The organism is Streptomyces katrae (assembly GCF_000717655.1).
GTDB classification, from domain to species: domain Bacteria; phylum Actinomycetota; class Actinomycetes; order Streptomycetales; family Streptomycetaceae; genus Streptomyces; species Streptomyces katrae_B.
On sequence record NZ_JNZY01000009.1, the window covers coordinates 145,443 to 164,320 of the forward strand.

The following is an 18,878-nucleotide window of genomic DNA, read 5'->3' on the forward strand; positions in this document are numbered from 1 at the left end:
GTGACGAACCATGAGCATGTCGAACTGGACTCGGCCGAAAGGGCTACGCCAGGTGGCGTTCCACCGTTTCCACCTTCGACGTCAGCCCGTCCACCACACCGGGCCGGATGTCGGCCTTCAGGACGAGCGACACCCGCGGCGCCCGCTCCTCCACGGCCGCCACCGCACGCTTGACCACGTCCATCACTTCGTCCCACTCACCTTCGACCGACGTGAACATCGCGTCCGTGCGGTGGGGCAGACCCGACTCCCGTACGACGCGCACCGCATCGGCCACGTATTCGCCGACCTCTTCGCCGACCCCCAGCGGGGTGACCGAGAACGCGACGATCACGCGGCGTTCGCCGCCTCGCGCCGGGCGCGGGCCGCCAGCACGCTGTCGGCCTCCTCGCGCTTGAGCAGCTTGTCTCCGTACAGGCCGCCGAAGGGCACCAGCGCGAGCACGAAGAACAGGGCCGCCTTCTTGGCCGGCCACTTCGCCTTGTTCCAGACGTCGGCCAGGAAGACCAGGTAGATGAGGAACAGGATCCCGTGCAGGCCACCGAGCGGCATCATCAGGTAGTCGATGTCGGAGATCCGGCTCAGCAGCGAGCCGAAGATCAGCAGCGCCGGGAACGACAGCGCCTCCGGGACGGAGACGAGGCGGAGGCGGTGCAAGGCGGAGGCGGTCTTGATGTCCACGTGTGAACCTTCGGGGTGGTGGCCTGGGGTCCGTCCCAGTGTCTCAGCCGCTTTGCGGGATCTTGACCGGGGGTCCGCAGGGGTCCGGCGGGCCCGGCGCGGGTGTGCGGTGGGTGTGTCGCGGGTGTGCGAGATGCCGCAGTCGCCGGATATGGGCCACGGGGCCCTGTTCGCCTTCGCCCGCTGCCGATAACGTCATCCCGTGGCTCAGTTCCGACTCCAAGGCAGCAAGGTGCTCGCCGTCGACCTGACTGGGGGTGCCGTGAAAGCGAAAAACGGCTCCATGGTTGCGTACGACGGCCAGATGACCTTCAAGAAGATGACCGGCGGCGGCGAAGGCCTCCGGGGCATGGTGACCCGTCGACTGACGGGTGAGCAGATGACCGTGATGGAAGTGCAGGGGCACGGCACCTGCTTCTTCGCCGACCGCGCGAGCGAGATCAACCTAGTGAACCTGCGCGGCGAGAAGCTCCACGTCGAATCCAGCAACCTGCTGTGCACCGACGCGGGCCTGCGCACCGGCACGACCTTCACCGGGCTGCGCGGCGCGACGACGGGCAACGGCCTGTTCACGACGACCGTCGAGGGCTCCGGCCAGGCGGCGATCATGTCCGACGGCCCGGCGGTCGTGCTGCGCGTCAGCGGCCAGTACCCGCTCTCCGTCGACCCGGGGGCGTACATCGCGCACACCGGCAACCTCCAGCAGTCCTTCCAGTCCGGGGTGAACTTCCGGACGCTGATCGGCGAGGGCTCCGGCGAGTCGTTCCAGATCCGCTTCGAGGGCGAGGGCCTGGTCTACGTGCAGCCCAGCGAGCGCAACACCATCGGGGGCGACATCTGATGCCGTTCCGCGAGATCAACTCGAAGATGGTCGAGGCCCAGGTGATCCCGGGGCAGAGGATGTACAGCCAGCGCGGCGCGATGCTCGCGTACCGCGGCGAGGTCTCCTTCACCCCGAGCCTGACCGGCGGTCAGGGCGGGGTGATGGGCATGATCGGGCGCCGCGTGGCGAACGAGCAGACCCCGCTGATGACGGTCGAGGGCAGCGGCACCGTGATGTTCGGCCACGGCGGCCACCACATCCAGGTGATCGGCCTGACCGGGGAGACCCTGTACGTCGAGGCCGACCGGCTGCTCGCCTTCGACGGCACCCTGCAGCAGGGCACGATGTTCATGGGCTCGCAGGGCGGTGTCATGGGCATGGTTCGCGGCCAGGTGACCGGCCAGGGCCTGTTCACGACCACCCTCAAGGGGCACGGCTCGGTCGCGGTGATGGCCCACGGCGGGGTCATCGAGCTCCCCATCACCCCGAACCGCCCGGTCCACGTCGACCCGCAGGCGTACGTGGCCCACCACGGGGACGTCAGGAACAAGCTCTCCACCGCGCTCGGCTGGCGCGACATGGTGGGGCGCGGCTCGGGCGAGGCGTTCCAGCTGGAGCTCTCGGGCCAGGGAGCGGTGTACGTGCAGGCCTCGGAGGAGAAGCTGTGAACTTTGGTCCCGTGACCGGCGGACCGGGAGGCCCGACGGTGTTCGACCCGCACACCCTGCCCTCGGACGACAACGTGAACGCGTACACCTTCTGCGTGGAGCTCAAGGGGAGCCAGTGGTTCCTGCAGAAGGGCAAGATGATCGCCTACTACGGGCGCATGGAGTTCAACGGCGTCGGCAACGGCCGCTTCGACCGGCTGCTGCGCACCAGCTTCCACTCGCCGATGCACGCCAGCGACTGGGTCGTGGCCGAGGGCCAGGGCAAGATGCTGCTGGCCGACCGGGCCTTCGACGTGAACTCGTACGACCTGGACAATGGGAACCTGACGATCCGGTCGGGCAACCTCCTGGCCTACCAGCCCTCGCTCGCCCTGAAGCAGTCGATCGTGCCGGGATTCCTGACCCTGATCGGAACGGGGAAGTTCGTGGCGGCGTCCAACGGGCCGGTGGTGTTCATGGAGCCGCCGCTGCGCGTGGACCCGCAGGCGCTGGTGGGCTGGGCGGACTGCCCGTCCCCCTGCCACCACTACGACCACGGCTACATGTCGGGGGTCATCGGCGGACTGCGCTCGCTGACCGGTGTCGGCGGCAGCTCCGGCGAGGAGCACCAGTTCGAGTTCGTCGGGGCCGGGACGGTGCTGCTGCAGTCGTCGGAGATGCTGATGGCGGAGAAGGCCGTCGGAGCGGTCGGCGCCGGCGCGGAATCGGCGGGCGTCCCCGGAGCCGGGTACGGCGGCGGCCACGGCCAGCAGGGCCCGCTGGGGCAGCTGGGCGTGCCGCGGATGCCGGGACAGCTGGGTGACATCCAGCGGCGCCTCGGACTGTGATCTCCGGCTTTCCATTTTTTGTACGTAATTCAACTTCTTAGGTAGAGTTCACTCATGGAGACCATGGAGACCGAGACGGCCACGCGCTGGCTGACCGACGCCGAGCAGTGCACCTGGCGCACCCACCTGGACGTCAGCAGACTGCTGATGCACCAGCTGGAAAAGGATCTCCAGCCTTTCGGACTCACCAACAACGACTACGAGATCCTCGTGAACCTCTCGGAGGCCGAGGACCACCGGATGCGCATGAGTGATCTCGCCACGTCGACGCTGCAGTCCAAGAGCCGGCTGTCCCACCAGATCACCCGCATGGAGACGGCCGGCCTCGTCGTCCGTGTGAACTGCGAGTCCGACCGCCGGGGGCTGTACGCCGTGCTGACGGACGAGGGCATGGAGCTCATGCGGAAGGTCGCCCCGCACCACGTGGCGTCCGTCCGCCGGCACTTCATCGACCTGCTGCCGCCGGAGGCCCTGGCGGCGCTGCGCGCCTCGCTGGAGCCGGTCGCGAGCCACCTGCGCGACCAGCGCGGCAAGGCCTGACACCGGCCGGACGGCAGCCCGGACGGCGCCCCCTCCGGGGTGCCGTCCCCGGCCCCAGCCCGGAGAATGGGTGGTAACGCTCGCTCGCCGGCCGCCGCCGAGCAACCGTAAGCGCATGGCCGGCCCGAGGAGGTCAGCCATGCACAGCAAGCACAAGGCGTACGTCGCGGCGGCCGCGGCCGTGGTCCTGGCGTTCGGGGGCCCGGTGACGGCCGCCGCCGCGCACACGGCCGACGCGGCGAGAACCGCCTCCGCGGCCGCTTCGGCGCGCGCCGACGTGGACGCCGAGGGTGCCGCGGCCGCCGCGCTGAAGAAGTACCCCGGTGTCGTGGAATCCCTCGAGAGGGACGACGCCGTCTGGCACGTCGACGTCATCGGCAAGGACGGCAAGCACGCGGAGCTGACGGTCGACTCCCGCAGCGGCAACGTGTTCACCGAAAACGCGGACGACGACAGCGACGCCGACGGCGGGAACAAGGAGCTGCTCGCCGCGAAGGTCACCGCCCAGCAGGCGATGAAGGCAGCCGTCGCCGCCCATCCCGGCCAGGTCTGGTCGGTCCAATGGGACGACGATGACGACAACGGCTCCCGCTACTGGAACGTCGAGGTCAAGTCCGGCGGCAAGACCACCGACGTCCACGTCGACGCCACGACGGGCAAGGCCACGGTGTCCGGGTCGGACTCGGACGGCGACGACAACGACGACTGACACGCGCCGGTCCGCGGGTTCCGGTGCGGACCGGACCGGGCGCCCCTAGACTGGCGAGCGCCCGGATTACCCCGATCTTCGAGGGAGTGGCGTCATGGCCAAGCGCGGCAACAAGAAGCGAGCACGCAAGAAGAAGAAGGCGAACCACGGCAAGCGTCCCAACGCCTGACCGGTCCGCCCCTCAGACGTACGAGAGCCGCGCCCCGATCGATCGGGGCGCGGCTCTCGCGTGCGTGCGGTGACGGAGGCAGGGCGGAGGCAGGTACGGGCCCTACGGCCTCAGGCCTCCGTCAGCGTCGCCAGGAGCGTGTCCGCGGCCGCGTACGGGTCCAGCTCGCCGGCCGCGACCCGGGCCGCCAGGGCGCCGAGGTGTGCGTCCCCGTGCACGTCGGCCATCCGGGCCCGCAGGGACGTCACCGCGATGGTCTCCACCTCGCGCGCGGCCCGGGCCGCACGGCGCTCGGCCAGCACCCCGCGCTCGTCCATCCACGCCCGGTGCTTCTCCAGGGCCTCGACCAGCTCGTCGATGCCCTGGCCGCGGGCCGCGACCGTCTTGACGATCGGCGGCCGCCAGTCGTCCCGGCCCCGTGCCTCGCCCAGGCCCAGCATGTGGTTCAGCTCCCGGGCGGTCGCGTCCGCGCCGTCCCGGTCCGCCTTGTTCACCACGTACACGTCGCCGATCTCCAGGATGCCCGCCTTCGCGGCCTGGATCCCGTCGCCCATCCCGGGGGCCAGCAGCACCACCGAGGTGTCGGCCTGAGAGGCGATCTCCACCTCCGACTGCCCGACCCCGACCGTCTCGACCAGGATCACCTCGCAGCCGGCCGCGTCCAGCACCCGGATCGCCTGCGGGGCGGCCCAGGCGAGACCGCCCAGGTGGCCGCGGGTGGCCATGGAGCGGATGTAGACCCCCGGATCGGAGGCGTGGTCCGACATCCGGACCCGGTCGCCGAGCAGCGCACCGCCGGAGAACGGCGAGGACGGGTCGACGGCGAGGACGCCGACCCGCTTGCCGGCCTTGCGGTACGCGGAGACCAGCGCCGAGGTCGACGTGGACTTGCCGACGCCCGGGGATCCGGTCAGGCCCACCACGTACGCCCCGCCCGTCAGCGGGGCCAGCGCCGCCATCACCTCGCGCAGCTGCGGGGACGCCCCCTCGACCAGCGAGATCAGCCGGGCCACCGCCCTGGGCCTGCCCTCACGCGCCTGGGCCACCAGCTGGGGGACGTCCACCGTCATGCGTGCTGCGCTCCTCGGTTCTCGCTGCGGTTGCGGATACGGCTCCGGTCGAAACTACTCAAGGAACCCGGACGATCAGGGCGTCGCCCTGGCCGCCGCCACCGCACAGCGCGGCTGCGCCGACCCCGCCGCCCCGGCGCTTCAGCTCCAGCGCCAGGTGCAGCACCACGCGGGCGCCGGACATGCCGATCGGGTGGCCCAGGGCAATGGCGCCACCGTTGACGTTCACCCTTTCCGGGGTCACGCCGAGGTCCTTCATTGACTGCACGGCGACGGCCGCGAAGGCCTCGTTGATCTCGATGAGGTCCAGGTCGGAGACCTCGAGGCCCTCCTTCTTCAGGGCGTGCAGGATCGCGTTCGACGGCTGCGACTGCAGGGAGTTGTCGGGACCGGCCACGTTGCCGTGGGCGCCGATCTCGGCGATCCACTCCAGGCCCAGCTCCTCGGCCTTCGCCTTGCTCATCACGACCACGGCGGCGGCGCCGTCGGAGATCTGCGAGGAGGTGCCGGCGGTGATCGTGCCGTCCTTCGCGAAGGCCGGGCGCAGCTTGCCGAGGGACTCCACCGTGGTCTCCGGGCGGATGCCCTCGTCCTGGGAGAAGATGACCGGGTCGCCCTTGCGCTGCGGGATCTCGACCGGGGTGATCTCGGCCTCGAAGACGCCGTTCTTCTGCGCGGCGGCGGCCCGCTGGTGCGAGGCGGCGGCGAACTCGTCCTGCGGGGCGCGCTCGATGCCCAGGCGGGTGTTGTGCTTCTCGGTGGACTCGCCCATCGCGATGTTCTCGAAGGCGTCGGTGAGGCCGTCGTAGGCCATCGCGTCCAGCATCTCGATCGCGCCGTACTTGAAGCCCTCTCGAGACTTCGGCAGCAGGTGCGGGGCGTTGGTCATGGACTCCTGGCCGCCCGCGACCACGATGTCGAACTCGCCGGCGCGGATGAGCTGGTCGGCCAGCGCGATCGCGTCGAGGCCGGAGAGGCAGACCTTGTTGATGGTGAGCGCCGGCACGTTCATGGGGATGCCGGCCTTGACGGCGGCCTGGCGGGCGGGGATCTGGCCCGCGCCGGCCTGCAGCACCTGGCCCATGATCACGTATTGCACCTGGTCACCGGCGATGCCGGCCCGTTCCAGCGCGGACTTGATGGCGAACCCGCCGAGGTCGGCGCCCGAGAAGGACTTCAGCGAGCCGAGCAGCCGCCCCATGGGCGTGCGGGCCCCGGCGACGATCACTGACGTGGTGTTGTTCGTTCCGGACATGGAGCACAGCCCCTTGAAGATGAGGAGTGAACGAGGGTTTACCTGAATGTACTGAGCAGTACCCGCCCCGTCACCGGGCAGTCGGTGTGATCGCTGGCACGTTGCGTGACCGGCCTCCTCGGCGGTGCACTGGTCCCATGCTGACAAGAATCGACCACATCGGGATCGCCTGCTTCGACCTGGACAAGACCGTCGAGTTCTACCGTGCCACGTACGGCTTCGAGGTGTTCCACTCCGAGGTCAACGAGGAGCAGGGCGTGCGCGAGGCCATGCTCAAGATCAACGGAACCTCCGACGGCGGCGCCTCCTACCTCCAGCTCCTCGAGCCCACCCGCGAGGACTCCGCGGTGGGCAAGTGGCTGGCCAAGAACGGCGAGGGCGTGCACCACATCGCCTTCGGCACCGAGGACGTCCTGGGCGACTCGGAGGCCATCCGCGGCAAGGGCGTCCGGGTCCTCTACGACCAGCCCCGCACGGGCTCGATGGGCTCCTCGATCACCTTCCTCCACCCCAAGGACTGCCACGGAGTCCTCACCGAACTGGTCACCTCCAACCCCGACCATTGATGGACCACTGATGGCCCGATTCCCCGGCCGGTAGAGTGGCCATGGCTCGGCCGGGGTTCGGTGCGGAGACGGGGTCGGGGCCTGTGACCCCTGCCCCGGTATCTGACACCATTCCCCCGGGGGCGTCGTTCAGCGGGCGAGCGATGCTCAATTGGGAGTGAGCTTGCGACCAGGGGACGGATGGGACCGCGCTGTGCGGGGCTACGAAAGCCAGGAGAGCCATCAGGCTGAAGCCGACCATCTCTCGCGCTTCGAAGCCGAGATGGAGCGGCTGAAGAAGGAGCGCGGGAAGGCCGTCCAGCACGCCGAAGACCTCGGGTACCAGGTCGAGGTGCTGCGCGCCAAGCTCCACGAGGTGCGCCGCAATCTGGCGTCCCGCCCTGCCTACGACAGTGCGGACATGGGCTACCAGGCGGAGCAGCTGCTCCGCAATGCCCAGATCCAGGCCGACCAGATGCGCTCGGACGCCGAGCGCGAGCTGCGCGACGCCCGGGCGCAGACCCAGCGCATCCTGCAGGAGCACGCCGAGCACCAGGCGCGCCTGCAGGCCGAGCTGCACGCCGAGGCCGTCAGCCGCCGCCAGCGCCTGGACCAGGAGCTCAACGAGCGCCGCCAGACCGTCGAGGCGCACGTCAACGAGAACGTAGCCTGGGCCGAGCAGCTGCGCGCCCGTACGGAGTCCCAGGCCCGCCGGCTCATGGACGAGTCCCGCGCCGAGGCCGAGCAGTCCCTGAACGCGGCCCGTGCCGAGGCCGCCCGCGTCACCGAGGAGACCCGGCGCCGGCTGGCCGCCGATGCCGAGGCCGCCCGTGCGGAGACCGAAGCCACCCTGCTGCGCGCCCGCAAGGAGGCCGAGCGGCTGCTGACCGCCGCCTCCGCGCAGGCCCAGGAGGCCACCGAGCACGCCGAGCGCCTGCGTACGAGCACCACCGCCGAGGCCGAGCAGACCCGGCAGCAGACCCTCGACCTCGGCCGGGTGGCCGAGCAGCGGATCCAGGAGGCCGACGGAGCCCTGCGCTCGGCGCGCGCCGAGGCCGAGAAGCTCCTCGCGGACGCCAAGGAGAGCGCCGCGCGGCAGCTCGCCTCTGCGGAGTCGGTCAACGAGCAGCGCACCCGCACCGCCAAGGAGCAGGTGGCCCGGCTGGTCGGCGAGGCCACCAAGGAGGCGGAGGTCCTCAAGGCCGAGGCCGAGCAGACCCTCGCCGACGCCCGCGCCGGCGTCGAGCGGCTGCGTGCGGAGGCCGCGGAGCAGGCCCGCGCGGCGGCGGCCGAGGACACGGCCGCCCAGCTGGCGAAGGCGGCCCGCACGGCCGAGGACGTACTGAACAAGGCCTCGGAGGACGCGCGGGCCACCACCCGTGCCGCGTCCGAGGAGGCGGAGCGGATCCGCCGCGAGGCCGAGTCCGAGGCGGAGCGGCTGCGCCTCCAGGCGGCGGCCACGGCCGACGAGCTCAAGGGCGCCGCGAAGGACGACACCGAGGAGTACCGGGCCCGCACCGTCGAACTCCAGGCGGAGGCCCGGCGGCTGCGCGGCGAGGCCGAGCAGCTGCGCGCCGAGGCGGTCGCCGAGGGCGAGCGGATCCGCGGCGAGGCCCGCCGCGAGGCGGTCCAGCAGATCGAGGAGGCGGCCCGGACCGCCGAGGAGCTGCTGGGCAAGGCCAAGTCGGACGCGGACGAGCTGCGCGGCGGGGCGAGCGCCGAGAGCGAGCGGGTCCGCGCCGAGGCCGTCGAGCGGGCCACCACACTGCGCAAGCAGGCCGAGGAGACCCTCGAGCGGACCCGCGCCGAGGCGGAGCGGCTGCGCGCCGAGGCCGAGGAGCAGGCGGAGGCCGTACGGGCCGAGGCCGACGCGGCGGCCCGTGCGCGGCGCGAGGAGACCGAGCAGGCCGTCGCGGCGAAGCGTGCGGAGGCCGACGAGGAGCTCGTACGCCTGCACGCGGAGGCCGAGAGCCGGCTGGGCACGGCCGAGCAGACGCTGCGCGACGCCCGCGGGGCGGCGGAGAGCATCCGCCGGGAGACCACCGAGGAGGCCGACCGGCTGCGCGCCGAGGCGGCGGAGCGGATCCGCAGCCTCCAGGCACAGGCGGAGGCGGAGGCCGACCAGCTGCGCACCGACGCGGCGAACGACGCCGGGCGGGCTCGTGCGGAGGCCGAGCAGGTCGCCGTACGGCTGCGCAGCGAGGCGGAGTCCGAGGCGGAGCGGGTGCGCACCGAGGCGCAGGAGACCGCGGACCGGCTGCGTGCGGAGGCCAAGGCCGCCGCCGAGCGGGTCGCCGCGGAGGCCGCCGAGGCGCTGGCCGCCGCGCAGGAGGAGGCCGCCCGGCGCCGCCGGGAGGCCGAGGAGACCCTCGCGTCGGCCCGGACGGACGCGGACAGCGAGCGGGCCCAGGCCCGCGAGCAGAGCGAGGAACTGCTGGCTTCGGCCCGCAAGCGCTCGGAGGAGGCGCAGGCCGAGGCGGCCCGCCTGACCGAGGAGGCGGAGCGGCGCGCCGCGGAGCTGGTGTCGGCGGCGGAGGCCACCGCCCAGCAGGTACGGGACGCCGTGGCCGGTCTGCACGAGCAGGCCGAGGAGGAGATCACCGGGCTGCGCAGCGCCGCCGAGCACGCGGCGGAGCGTACGAAGACGGAGGCCGAGGAGGAGGCTGCGCGCGTCCGCGCGGACGCCTACGACGAGCGCGAGCGGGCCACCGAGGACGCCAACCGGATCCGCACCGAGGCGCGTGCGGAGACGGACGCGGCGAAGGCCCTGGCCGAGCGCACGGTCGGCGACGCGATCGCCGAGGCGGAGCAGCTGCGCAGCGACACCGCCGAGTACGCGCAGCGGGTGCGTACGGAGGCGACGGACGCGCTGGCCGCGGCCGAGCGCGACGCGGCCCGGACCCGGGCCGATGCCCGTGCCGACGCGAACCGGATCCGCGGCGAGGCGGCGGACTCCCTGGAGTCCTCGCGCGCCGAGGGCGGCCGGATCGTCGCCGAGGCGACGGCGGAGGCCGAGCGGCTCACCGAGGAGACCCTGGCGGCGAACGCGGCCACCGTCGGCGAGGCCACCGCGGAGGCGGAGCGGATCACCGCCGAGGCGGCCGAGGCGGCCGAGGCCACCCGCGCCGAGGCGGCGGGCACGCTGGACGAGGCGCGCTCGGAGGCCAATCGGCTGCGCACCGAGGCCGCGGAGCAGGCGGACCGGCTCGTCACCGAGGCCGTGTCCGAGGCGGAGCGGCTCACGGAGGAGACGCGCGCCGCGAACGAGGCGACGGTCGGCGAGGCGACGGCGAAGGCCGAGCGGCTCACCCGGCAGGCGTCCGACATGCTGGCCGCGGCCGAGCGGGATGCGACGCGGATCCTGGTCGACGCCCGCAACGAGGGCGACCGGCTGGTCGACGAGACGCGTGCGGCCAACGAGGCCACCATCGGCGAGGCCGCGGCGGAGGCCGAGCGGCTGCGCACGGAGGCGGCGCAGACCCTGGACGACGCCCGCGCCGAGGGCGGCCGGATCATCGGTGAGGCCACCGCGGAGGCGGACCGGGTCACGGTCGCTGCGAACGAGACGCTCGCGAGCGCCGAGCGGGAGTCCGAGCGGACCCTCGACGAGGCGCGCGCGGAGGCGGGGCGGCTGCGCAGCGAGGCCGCCGAGCAGGCGGACCGGCTCATCACCGAGGCCGCGTCCGAGGCGGACAAGCTCACCGAGCAGACCCGCAAGGACAACGAGCGCACGGTCGGCGAGGCCCAGGCCGAAGCCGAACGGCTGCGTGCGGAGGCCTCCGAGGCCCTGGCCTCGGCGCAGGAGCACGCGACCCGTACCCGCTCGGAGGCCGAGCGGGTCAAGGCCGAAGCGGCGACCGAGGCGGAGCGCACCCGTACGGAGGCCCGCGCGGAGTCGGAGCGGCTGCTGGACGAGGCCCGCGAGGAGGCCAACAAGCGGCGCAGCGAGGCTGCGGAGCAGGTGGACCGGCTCATCACCGAGGCCGCGGCGGAGGCGGACAAGCTCGCCTCCGACGCCAAGGCCCAGGCCCTGGCCGCGACGACGGCGGCCGAGGAGCAGGCCGACGCGATGGTCGACGCGGCCCGCAAGGAGGCCGCGCGGATCTCCTCGGAGGCGACCGTCGAGGGCAACTCCCTGGTGGAGAAGGCCCGTACGGACGCGGACGAGCTGCTGGTCGGCGCGCGCAGCGACGCGGCCGCCATAAGGGAGCGGGCGGAGGAGCTGCGCTCCCGCGTCGAGGGCGAGGTCGAGGAGCTGCACGAGCGGGCCCGCCGGGAGTCGGCCGAGCAGATGAAGTCGGCCGGCGAGCGCGTGGACAAGCTGGTCCGGGCGGCGACCGAGCAGAGCGTCCAGGCCGAGGCGAAGGCCAAGGCCCTGGTGTCGGACGCGAGCAGCGAGGCGAGCAAGGTCCGGATCGCGGCAGTGCGCAAGGCCGAGGCGCTGCTCAAGGAGGCCGAGCAGAAGAAGGCCGAGCTGGCCCGCGAGGCCGAGAACGCCCTCGCGCAGGCGAAGGCGGAGGCGGAGCGGCTCGTCGACGAGGGGCGCCGTGAGCTGGAGGTCCTGGTGCGCAGGCGCGAGGACATCCAGGCGGAGATCTCCCGTGTCCAGGACGTTCTTGAGGCGTTGGAATCATTCGAGGCGCCTTCGGGTGGCGGAAAGCCCGCAGTCGGCGGCCAGGGCGCGGGGGGCGTGAAGGCCGGGGCTGCTGCGGGTTCCACTCGTTCGGGTGGCAAGTCGTCGGAGGGCTAGTCGGCGAGGGAGATGTGTGTTCCTGATGAAGGTTCAGGCGAACGAGTGACAAGCATTCTGCCGCCTTGCCACTCAAAAGGGGTGTCATTGTCCAGATCAATCGTCGATTGACTCGAAGACACGCCGCTTCGGCGCCTAGGATTCCCCTAACACCTCACGTAGCACCTCATCGGTCTCATTCGACAGGAACCCCATGAGCGACACTTCCTCCCCCTTCGGCTTCGAGCTCGTGCGGCGTGGTTACGACCGCGGTCAGGTGGACGACCGCATTACCAAGCTGGTCTCCGACCGCGACAGCGCCCTTGGACGTATCAACTCTCTGGAAAAGCGGATCGAGGAGCTGCACCTCGAGACGCAGAACGCCCAGGCCCAGGTGAGCGACGCCGAGCCGTCGTACGCCGGCCTCGGTGCCCGGGTCGAGAAGATCCTGCGCCTGGCCGAGGAGGAGGCGAAGGACCTGCGCGAGGAGGCCCGTCGCGCGGCCGAGCAGCACCGTGAGCTCGCCGAGTCGGCTGCCCAGCAGGTCCGCAACGACGCCGAGTCGTTCGCCGCCGACCGCAAGTCGAAGGCGGAGGACGAGGGCGTCCGCATCGTCGAGAAGGCCAAGGGCGACGCCTCCACCCTGCGCGCCGAGGCCCAGAAGGACGCCGCCTCCAAGCGCGAGGAGGCCGACGCCCTGTTCGAGGAGACCCGCGCCAAGGCCGCACAGGCCGCCGCGGACTTCGAGACCAACCTGGCCAAGCGCCGCGAGCAGTCCGAGCGCGACCTGGCCTCGCGTCAGGCCAAGGCCGAGAAGCGCCTCGCGGAGATCGAGCACCGCGCCGAGCAGCTGCGCCTGGAGGCCGAGAAGCTGCGTACGGACGCCGAACGCCGCGCCCGCCAGACCGTGGAGACCGCGCAGCGCCAGGCCGAGGACATCGTCGCCGACGCCAATGCGAAGGCCGACCGCATCCGCAGCGAGTCCGAGCGCGAGCTGGCGGCGCTCACCAACCGCCGCGACTCCATCAACGCCCAGCTGACCAACGTCCGCGAGATGCTGGCGACGCTGACCGGTGCGGCTGTCGCAGCGGCCAACCCGATCGTCGACGACGAGCCCGTCACCCGCGGCGTCCCGGCGCAGCAGAGCCGCTAGTACGCCCGGAGTTCACCGGCGGTCGACCTGTCGGCCACTCACCGGATACCCGCCGGTAGCGAAATGTCCTGCCCGAGGGCCCTGTGTCACCTGTTTGAGGTGGCGTGGGGCCCTCGGGCGTTCTAGCGTGAGCCGCATGATCGAGCTTGAGGGCCTTACCAAACGATTCGGCGCGAAGACCGCCGTGGACCACCTCAGCTTCCAGGTCAGACCGGGGGTGGTGACGGGCTTCCTCGGCCCCAACGGGGCGGGGAAGTCCACGACCATGCGCATGATGCTCGACCTCGACAACCCGACCAGCGGCACGGTCCGGATCGACGGTAAGCACTACCGGGACCTGCAGGAGCCGTTGAAGCACATCGGGGCGCTGCTGGACGCGAAGGCCATGCACGGCGGCCGCAGCGCGTACAACAACCTTCTCTGCCTTGCCCAGTCGAACCGGATCCCGGAGAACCGGGTGGCCGAGGTGCTGGATCTTGTCGGGCTGACGGCCGTGGCGAAGAAGAAGTCGAAAGGATTTTCGCTGGGCATGGGCCAGCGGCTGGGAATCGCCGCTGCCCTGCTGGGCGACCCGGAGATCCTCATGTTCGACGAACCCGTCAATGGTCTGGACCCGGAGGGAATTCTCTGGATCAGGAATCTCATGAAGGGGTTGGCTGCCGAAGGAAGGACGATCTTCGTCTCCTCCCACTTGATGAGCGAAATGGCGCTGACCGCGGACCATTTGATCGTCATCGGTCAGGGAAAGCTTTTGGCCGACATGTCCATGGCTGATTTCATTCACCAGAACTCGCGCAGCTACGTCCGGGTGCGCTCGCCGCAGCAGGAGCGGCTCAAGGACGTCCTGCACAAGGCCGGGATCGACGCCATCAGCGTCCCGGCCACCGGCACGCTGGAGATCGACGGGGTGGCCGCGGAGCAGCTCGGCGAGCTGGCCGCCCAGCACCAGATCGTGCTGCACGAACTCAGCCCGCAACGGGCTTCACTGGAGGAAGCGTTCATGCGCATGACGGCCGACTCCGTCGAGTACCACGCCCACGCACCGGGCGCACCAGGCGCACCGGGCATGCTGCCCGGGCCCGGCCGGGCTGCCGACAACCCGGCCCGGCCGGCCGACGTCCCCGCATGGGGCGCCGGTTACGAGGCGACGCGCAAGGGCGGCGAGTGACCATGGCCTTCAATGCCGTCCTCAAGTCCGAGTGGACCAAGATCCGCACGGTCGCCTCGACGATCTGGACCCTGGTCGCTGCGCTGGTGGTCACGGTCGGCGTGAGCGCCGGCCTGTGCGCCGTCTTCAACGCGACCTTCGACGACATGCCGCCGGAGCAGCAGCTCACCTTCGACCCCACCCTGGCCAGCTTCGCCGGCATGACGCTCGGCCAGCTCGCCATGATCGTCTTCGGTGTGCTGGTGGTCGGCACCGAGTACAGCTCGGGCATGATCCGCACCTCCCTGTCCGCCGTGCCGCGCCGCGCGAGCTTCCTGGCCGGCAAGCTCATCGTGGCCACCGGCCTCGCGCTGGTCGTGGGCCTCGTCACCAGCTTCCTGTCCTTCTTCCTGGGACAGGCCATCCTGGGCGACCGCAGCATCGGCATCGACGAGCCGAACGTCCTGCGCGCCGTGATCGGCGCCGGGCTCTACATGGCCATGATCGCCCTGTTCTCGATGGGCGTGGCGACGATCCTGCGCAGCTCGATGCTGTCGCTCGGCATCCTGATGCCGTTCTTCTTCCTGGTCTCGACGATCCTCGGGGCCGTCAGTGCCACCCGGAAGGTCGCCCAGTACTTCCCGGACCAGGCCGGCTCCAAGATCATGCAGGTCGTCCCGGGCGCGATGGACAGCAGCACGGCGCCCTACGGGCCGTGGGGCGGCTTCGGGATCATGGCGCTGTGGGTGCTGGCCGCCGTGCTCGGGGGTTACCTGGTCCTGAAGAAGCGCGACGCCTGACGGACGGGACGAGCAGGGCGTCCGTCCCAGGACGGACGCCCTGCGTACTACGGGACATCTCCGGGTCCGGGTCAGGGAGAGCTCAGGGATCCGTCCGGGATGGAACCGGGGGCGCCTCGATATCCTCTTAACCCTTACGCGGACGAAAGCCGTCCGGTCCTGGCAAGGGGCAGAGCAGGGGCAGAGCAATGATCGAGGCTGTCGGCCTGACCAAGCGCTACGGCGCCAAGACCGCCGTCGACCAGCTGTCCTTCCAGGTCAGGCCGGGTCACGTGACGGGATTCCTGGGGCCGAACGGCTCCGGGAAGTCCACCACCATGCGCATGATCCTCGGCCTGGACCGGCCCACGGCGGGCCACGTGACGATCAACGGCGTGCCCTTCCGGCAGCTGCCGAACGCCCAGCGGCACGTCGGGGCCCTGCTCGACGCCAAAGCCGTGCACGGCGGCCGCCGGGCCCGCAAGCACCTGCTCTCCGTCGCCCAGCTCTCCGGCATCCCGGAGAAGCGGGTGGACGAGGTGCTCGGCGTGGTCGGCCTCCAGGACGTCGCCGGGCAGCGTACGAAGGGCTTCTCGCTCGGCATGGGCCAGCGGCTCGGCATCGCCGCCGCCCTCCTCGGCGACCCCCAGGTGCTGCTGTTCGACGAGCCGGTCAACGGGCTCGACCCCGAGGGCATCCTCTGGGTCCGCACCCTGATGCGGCGGCTCGCCGCCGAGGGCCGCACGGTGTTCGTTTCCTCACACCTGATGAGCGAGATGGCGCTGACGGCCGACCACCTGATCGTGATCGGCCGGGGGCGGCTGCTGGCCGACATGGGCACCCAGGAGTTCATCGCGCACAACTCGGCCGGATTCGCGCGGGTGCGCGCGGCCGACAATGATCACGATGGCCGGTATGCGCTGGGTACGGCGCTGACCAAGGCGGGCGGCCGGGTCCTCCAGGAGCCGGACGGGGCACTGCGCGTGACCGGTCTGGAGCTGCCCCGCATCTCCGACCTCGCGCACGAGGCCGGCGTACGACTCTGGGAGCTGTCCCCGCACCGGGCCTCGCTCGAGGAGGCCTACATGCGGATGACGCAGCCCGCAGTGGAGTACACCTCCACCGACGACCCGCGCGCCGAACTGTGGGAGCCGGAGCCGCTGAGCGTCCCCGCCTGGGAGGACGAGCTCCCGGCCCCGGAGGTGCCGCAGACCGGCTTCTTCGCTCCCCCGCCGCCCGGGGCGGGCGGGCAGCCCTTCCTGATGCCCAGCAGCCCCGGCGAGCTCGCGGGCGCCCCTCAGAACACCCCGACGGACACCCGCAAGGACACCCGATGACCGGCCCCACGAGCACCGGCCCCACGAGCACCGCGGACCAGCCGAAGAGCTACACCTCGCCGCTGCCGACGCCCCGGCCGCACCTCGGGCACGCCGTGGCCTCGGAGTGGACGAAGATGATCTCGGTGCGCTCGACGGTGTGGACGCTCGGCTCGCTGGTGCTGCTCGTCGTCGGTGTCGGGCTGCTCGCCGTCTCCGAGACCCGCTCGGCCGACTACCAGGACGTGCCGCTCACCGCGCCCGCGCTGTTCGGGCTGCTGGTGGGCCAGGTCTCCGTGATGGTGCTCGGGATCCTGACGATCACCTCCGAGTACGGCACGGGGCTGATCCGTACGACCTTCACCGCCGCCCCCGACCGGGCCCGGGTGCTGACCGCGAAGTACCTCGTCTTCTTCACCGTCGCCTTCCTGACCGTCACCGGTTCGGTGGCGGTGGTCGGGCTGGCCTCCGCGATCCTGCGGGGCGGCACCGCCGCAGGGCAGCACGGCGGCCGGGAATGGGCCGACGCCCTGGCCGGCTGCCTGTACGTCACCCTGCTCGGCGTGCTGGGCCTGGCGGTCGGGGCGATGCTGCGGCACTCCGCCGGGGCGATCGCCGTGATGCTGGGGCTCGTCACCCTGCCGCCGGTGATAGGCGGGATGCTCAGCATGTGGGAGACCATGGCCTCGCTCGGCCGGGCCGTGCTCCAGTTCAACGCCCCGGTCGCCCTCATGCAGTTGTTCGGCCTGCCGAACAACGACACCGCCGACCTGCCGGGCAGCGCGGCGCAGCTGTTGCTGATCCTGCTGGTGACGGGGGCCGCGGTGGCGGGCTCGTACGTGGTGGTCGGCCGCCGCGACGTCTGAACCCCCGCGGGACTCCTTAGTACTTGGGAGCGTTCCTGGACCGCTGCACCCGCGAGGTGCGGCGGTCCTTCGCGTTCCAGCATGCCTTGTGCCAGTGCCGGCGGTCGTCCACGCCGCCGTACTCCGGCCAGGCGACCAGGTGCGGGGTGCCGGACGGGATCTCCTGGTCGCAGCCCGGGCAGCGGTAGCGCTTGCCCGTCGCGCTCGCGCCCGCGACGTGCCGGACCTTCCACTCCTCGCCCTGGTACTCCTCGGTGCGCTCCAGCCCGAACCGGTCGAGGCCGGTGCTGGGGCGTTCGTCCGGAGTCTCGCCGCCCCTGGGGCGGTTGTGGCGCGGTGACACGTATACCTCACGGATGGGCGGACGGAAGTGACTTTCTCCCAGACTACGCGCAGCGGGGGCGGGTAACCGCAGGGTGGCTGACAGAGGCCGCGCGGTGACGCCGACTGGCCTGACTATCCCAATAACTTTCCTGTCAGGCCGTGCCTTTGGCACGTGTCAGACGTTGTTGCCATCAGATGAACCGGTCCACCTGGGGGAGGCCGCGTCAGCCACGAGGAGGGCAAAGGCGATGCGCGTAGGAGCGTTTGTACTGGCGGCCCAGTTCCCGGGCCAGGGACAGGGGGAGGCTCTGCACCGGGCGGTGCGGACCGCCGAGGTGGCCGAGGAGGCCGGGCTCGACTCGGTCTGGCTCGCCGAGCACCACTTCGTCCCGTACGGGGTCTGCCCGTCGGCGGTGACCCTGGCGGCGATGCTGCTGGGGCGGACGCGGCGGCTGCGGGTGGGCACGGCGGTGAGCGTGCTGCCGAGCACGCACCCGGTGGCCCTCGGGGAGCAGGCGGCGCTGCTGCACCTGACCTCGGGCGGCCGGTTCACGCTGGGGGTGGGCCGGGGCGGGCCCTGGGTGGACCTGGAGGTGTTCGGCGGCGGCCTGGACGCCTACGAGAAGGAGTTCCCGGAGAGCCTGGACCTGCTGCGCCGCTGGCTCACCGAGCCGCGGGTGGCGGCTGCCGGCGAGCGGTACGGGTTCCGCGAAGTGGCCGTCGTACCGCGGCCGTCGGAGGCGCTGGACGGGGACGGATCAGGGCCGGAAGTGATCGTCGCCTGCACCTCCCCCGCGTCGGTACGGCTGGCCGCGGAGCGGGGGCTGCCGATGCTGCTGGGCATGCACTGCGGGGACGAGGAAAAGGCGGCCATGGTCGCGCTGTACCGGCGTACCGCCGCGGCGGCGGGCCACTGCCCGGACGCCCCGCACGTGTCGGCGGGCGTGTGCCAGCTGGCGGACCGGACGGCCGACGCCCGCGAGGCCCTGCTGAAGGCGATGCCGGGCTGGCTGAAGCAGGGGCTGGACGCGCACGTGACGGTCGACGGCCGGGAGCGTGCGAAGCGGGACCCCGTCGCCTACACCGAGCTGCTCTGTGATCTGCACCCCGTGGGCACCCCGCGGCTGGCGGCGAACCGGCTCGCGGCCACCTCCGAGCGGACGGGGATCACCCGGTTCGCCCTGCTGACGGAGGGCTCCGGGGATCTCGCCGCGACGGAGGAGAACGTACGGCGCCTCGGCGCCGAGGTCCTGCCCCGTCTCGGCTGAGGCTGCCGC

Annotated in this window: 19 protein-coding genes; 14 read left to right on the plus strand and 5 right to left on the minus strand. The window is 71.7% G+C overall.

Annotated features, from left to right (window positions below; all coding sequences use genetic code 11):
* Positions 1–43: 43 nt before the first annotated feature.
* Both IF09_RS0113370 and IF09_RS0113375 read right to left on the minus strand, forming a co-directional pair.
* On the minus strand, positions 44–334 hold the full coding sequence (locus IF09_RS0113370; RefSeq protein WP_030295224.1) for an MTH1187 family thiamine-binding protein: 291 nt from the start codon (positions 332–334) through the stop codon (positions 44–46).
* A complete protein-coding gene (locus IF09_RS0113375) occupies positions 331–681 on the minus strand; it encodes a DUF3817 domain-containing protein (protein WP_030295226.1) in 351 nt (116 codons plus the stop codon). The genes IF09_RS0113370 and IF09_RS0113375 overlap by 4 nt, the downstream gene beginning before the upstream one ends.
* Positions 682–883: 202 nt before the next feature.
* On the opposite strand from IF09_RS0113375, the gene IF09_RS0113380 reads away from it, so the two are divergent.
* The 6 genes from IF09_RS0113380 to IF09_RS48470 all read left to right on the plus strand — a co-directional run bounded on the left by IF09_RS0113380 (position 884) and on the right by IF09_RS48470 (position 4,417).
* Entirely contained in the window at positions 884–1,522 is a 639-nt protein-coding gene (locus IF09_RS0113380) for an AIM24 family protein (RefSeq protein WP_078613225.1), read from the plus strand.
* Positions 1,522–2,172, plus strand: a complete 651-nt coding sequence (locus IF09_RS0113385) for an AIM24 family protein (RefSeq protein WP_030295230.1) — start codon at positions 1,522–1,524, stop codon at positions 2,170–2,172. The genes IF09_RS0113380 and IF09_RS0113385 overlap by 1 nt, the downstream gene beginning before the upstream one ends.
* Before the next feature lie 11 nt (positions 2,173–2,183).
* Positions 2,184–2,999 carry an AIM24 family protein gene (locus tag IF09_RS0113390; RefSeq protein ID WP_030295231.1) on the plus strand — a complete coding sequence of 272 codons (816 nt, stop codon included), beginning with the start codon at positions 2,184–2,186 and terminating at the stop codon, positions 2,997–2,999.
* A 63-nt stretch (positions 3,000–3,062) separates the two neighbouring features.
* Positions 3,063–3,539 (plus strand): MarR family winged helix-turn-helix transcriptional regulator, encoded by a 477-nt coding sequence (locus tag IF09_RS0113395; protein ID WP_030295233.1) that lies wholly within the window; start codon positions 3,063–3,065, stop codon positions 3,537–3,539.
* Positions 3,540–3,678: 139 nt separating this feature from the next.
* On the plus strand, positions 3,679–4,248 hold the full coding sequence (locus tag IF09_RS0113400) for a PepSY domain-containing protein (RefSeq protein WP_051832412.1): 570 nt from the start codon (positions 3,679–3,681) through the stop codon (positions 4,246–4,248).
* A gap of 94 nt (positions 4,249–4,342) precedes the next feature.
* Positions 4,343–4,417 carry a 50S ribosomal protein bL37 gene (locus tag IF09_RS48470; protein ID WP_099895366.1) on the plus strand — a complete coding sequence of 25 codons (75 nt, stop codon included), beginning with the start codon at positions 4,343–4,345 and terminating at the stop codon, positions 4,415–4,417.
* A gap of 110 nt (positions 4,418–4,527) precedes the next feature.
* On the opposite strand, the gene meaB is transcribed toward IF09_RS48470, so the two are convergent.
* Positions 4,528–5,487 (minus strand): methylmalonyl Co-A mutase-associated GTPase MeaB, encoded by a 960-nt coding sequence (gene meaB, locus IF09_RS0113405; RefSeq protein WP_030295237.1) that lies wholly within the window; start codon positions 5,485–5,487, stop codon positions 4,528–4,530.
* Positions 5,488–5,545: 58 nt separating this feature from the next.
* A complete protein-coding gene (locus IF09_RS0113410; protein WP_030295239.1) occupies positions 5,546–6,742 on the minus strand; it encodes an acetyl-CoA C-acetyltransferase in 1,197 nt (398 codons plus the stop codon).
* 137 nt (positions 6,743–6,879) lie between these two features.
* On the opposite strand from IF09_RS0113410, the gene mce reads away from it, so the two are divergent.
* From mce to IF09_RS0113445, 7 genes are all read left to right on the plus strand, one after another.
* Positions 6,880–7,308, plus strand: coding sequence for a methylmalonyl-CoA epimerase (gene mce, locus IF09_RS0113415; RefSeq protein ID WP_030153803.1), 429 nt, complete (start codon positions 6,880–6,882; stop codon positions 7,306–7,308).
* Between the two features lie 193 nt (positions 7,309–7,501).
* Positions 7,502–12,037 (plus strand): polarized growth protein Scy, encoded by a 4,536-nt coding sequence (scy, locus tag IF09_RS0113420; RefSeq protein ID WP_030295241.1) that lies wholly within the window; start codon positions 7,502–7,504, stop codon positions 12,035–12,037.
* Between the two features lie 193 nt (positions 12,038–12,230).
* On the plus strand, positions 12,231–13,169 hold the full coding sequence (locus tag IF09_RS0113425) for a cellulose-binding protein (protein WP_030153801.1): 939 nt from the start codon (positions 12,231–12,233) through the stop codon (positions 13,167–13,169).
* A gap of 136 nt (positions 13,170–13,305) precedes the next feature.
* Positions 13,306–14,337 carry an ABC transporter ATP-binding protein gene (locus tag IF09_RS0113430; RefSeq protein ID WP_037634762.1) on the plus strand — a complete coding sequence of 344 codons (1,032 nt, stop codon included), beginning with the start codon at positions 13,306–13,308 and terminating at the stop codon, positions 14,335–14,337.
* A 2-nt stretch (positions 14,338–14,339) separates the two neighbouring features.
* Entirely contained in the window at positions 14,340–15,116 is a 777-nt protein-coding gene (locus tag IF09_RS0113435; RefSeq protein WP_030295244.1) for an ABC transporter permease, read from the plus strand.
* A gap of 188 nt (positions 15,117–15,304) precedes the next feature.
* The gene (locus tag IF09_RS0113440; protein WP_030295246.1) at positions 15,305–16,432 is read left to right on the plus strand and encodes an ABC transporter ATP-binding protein; all 1,128 of its coding nucleotides are present in this window, start codon (positions 15,305–15,307) and stop codon (positions 16,430–16,432) included.
* Positions 16,429–17,277: an ABC transporter permease gene (locus IF09_RS0113445; protein ID WP_030295247.1), complete on the plus strand. Its 849-nt coding sequence runs from the start codon at positions 16,429–16,431 to the stop codon at positions 17,275–17,277. Before IF09_RS0113440 ends, IF09_RS0113445 begins: the two co-directional genes overlap by 4 nt.
* Positions 17,278–17,293: 16 nt before the next feature.
* On the opposite strand, the gene IF09_RS0113450 is transcribed toward IF09_RS0113445, so the two are convergent.
* Positions 17,294–17,620 (minus strand): hypothetical protein, encoded by a 327-nt coding sequence (locus tag IF09_RS0113450; RefSeq protein WP_030295249.1) that lies wholly within the window; start codon positions 17,618–17,620, stop codon positions 17,294–17,296.
* 229 nt (positions 17,621–17,849) lie between these two features.
* Here IF09_RS0113450 and IF09_RS0113455 point away from each other — a divergent pair, with 229 nt between their 5' ends.
* Positions 17,850–18,869: an LLM class flavin-dependent oxidoreductase gene (locus IF09_RS0113455; protein ID WP_030295251.1), complete on the plus strand. Its 1,020-nt coding sequence runs from the start codon at positions 17,850–17,852 to the stop codon at positions 18,867–18,869.
* The last annotated feature ends 9 nt before the right edge of the window (positions 18,870–18,878 follow it).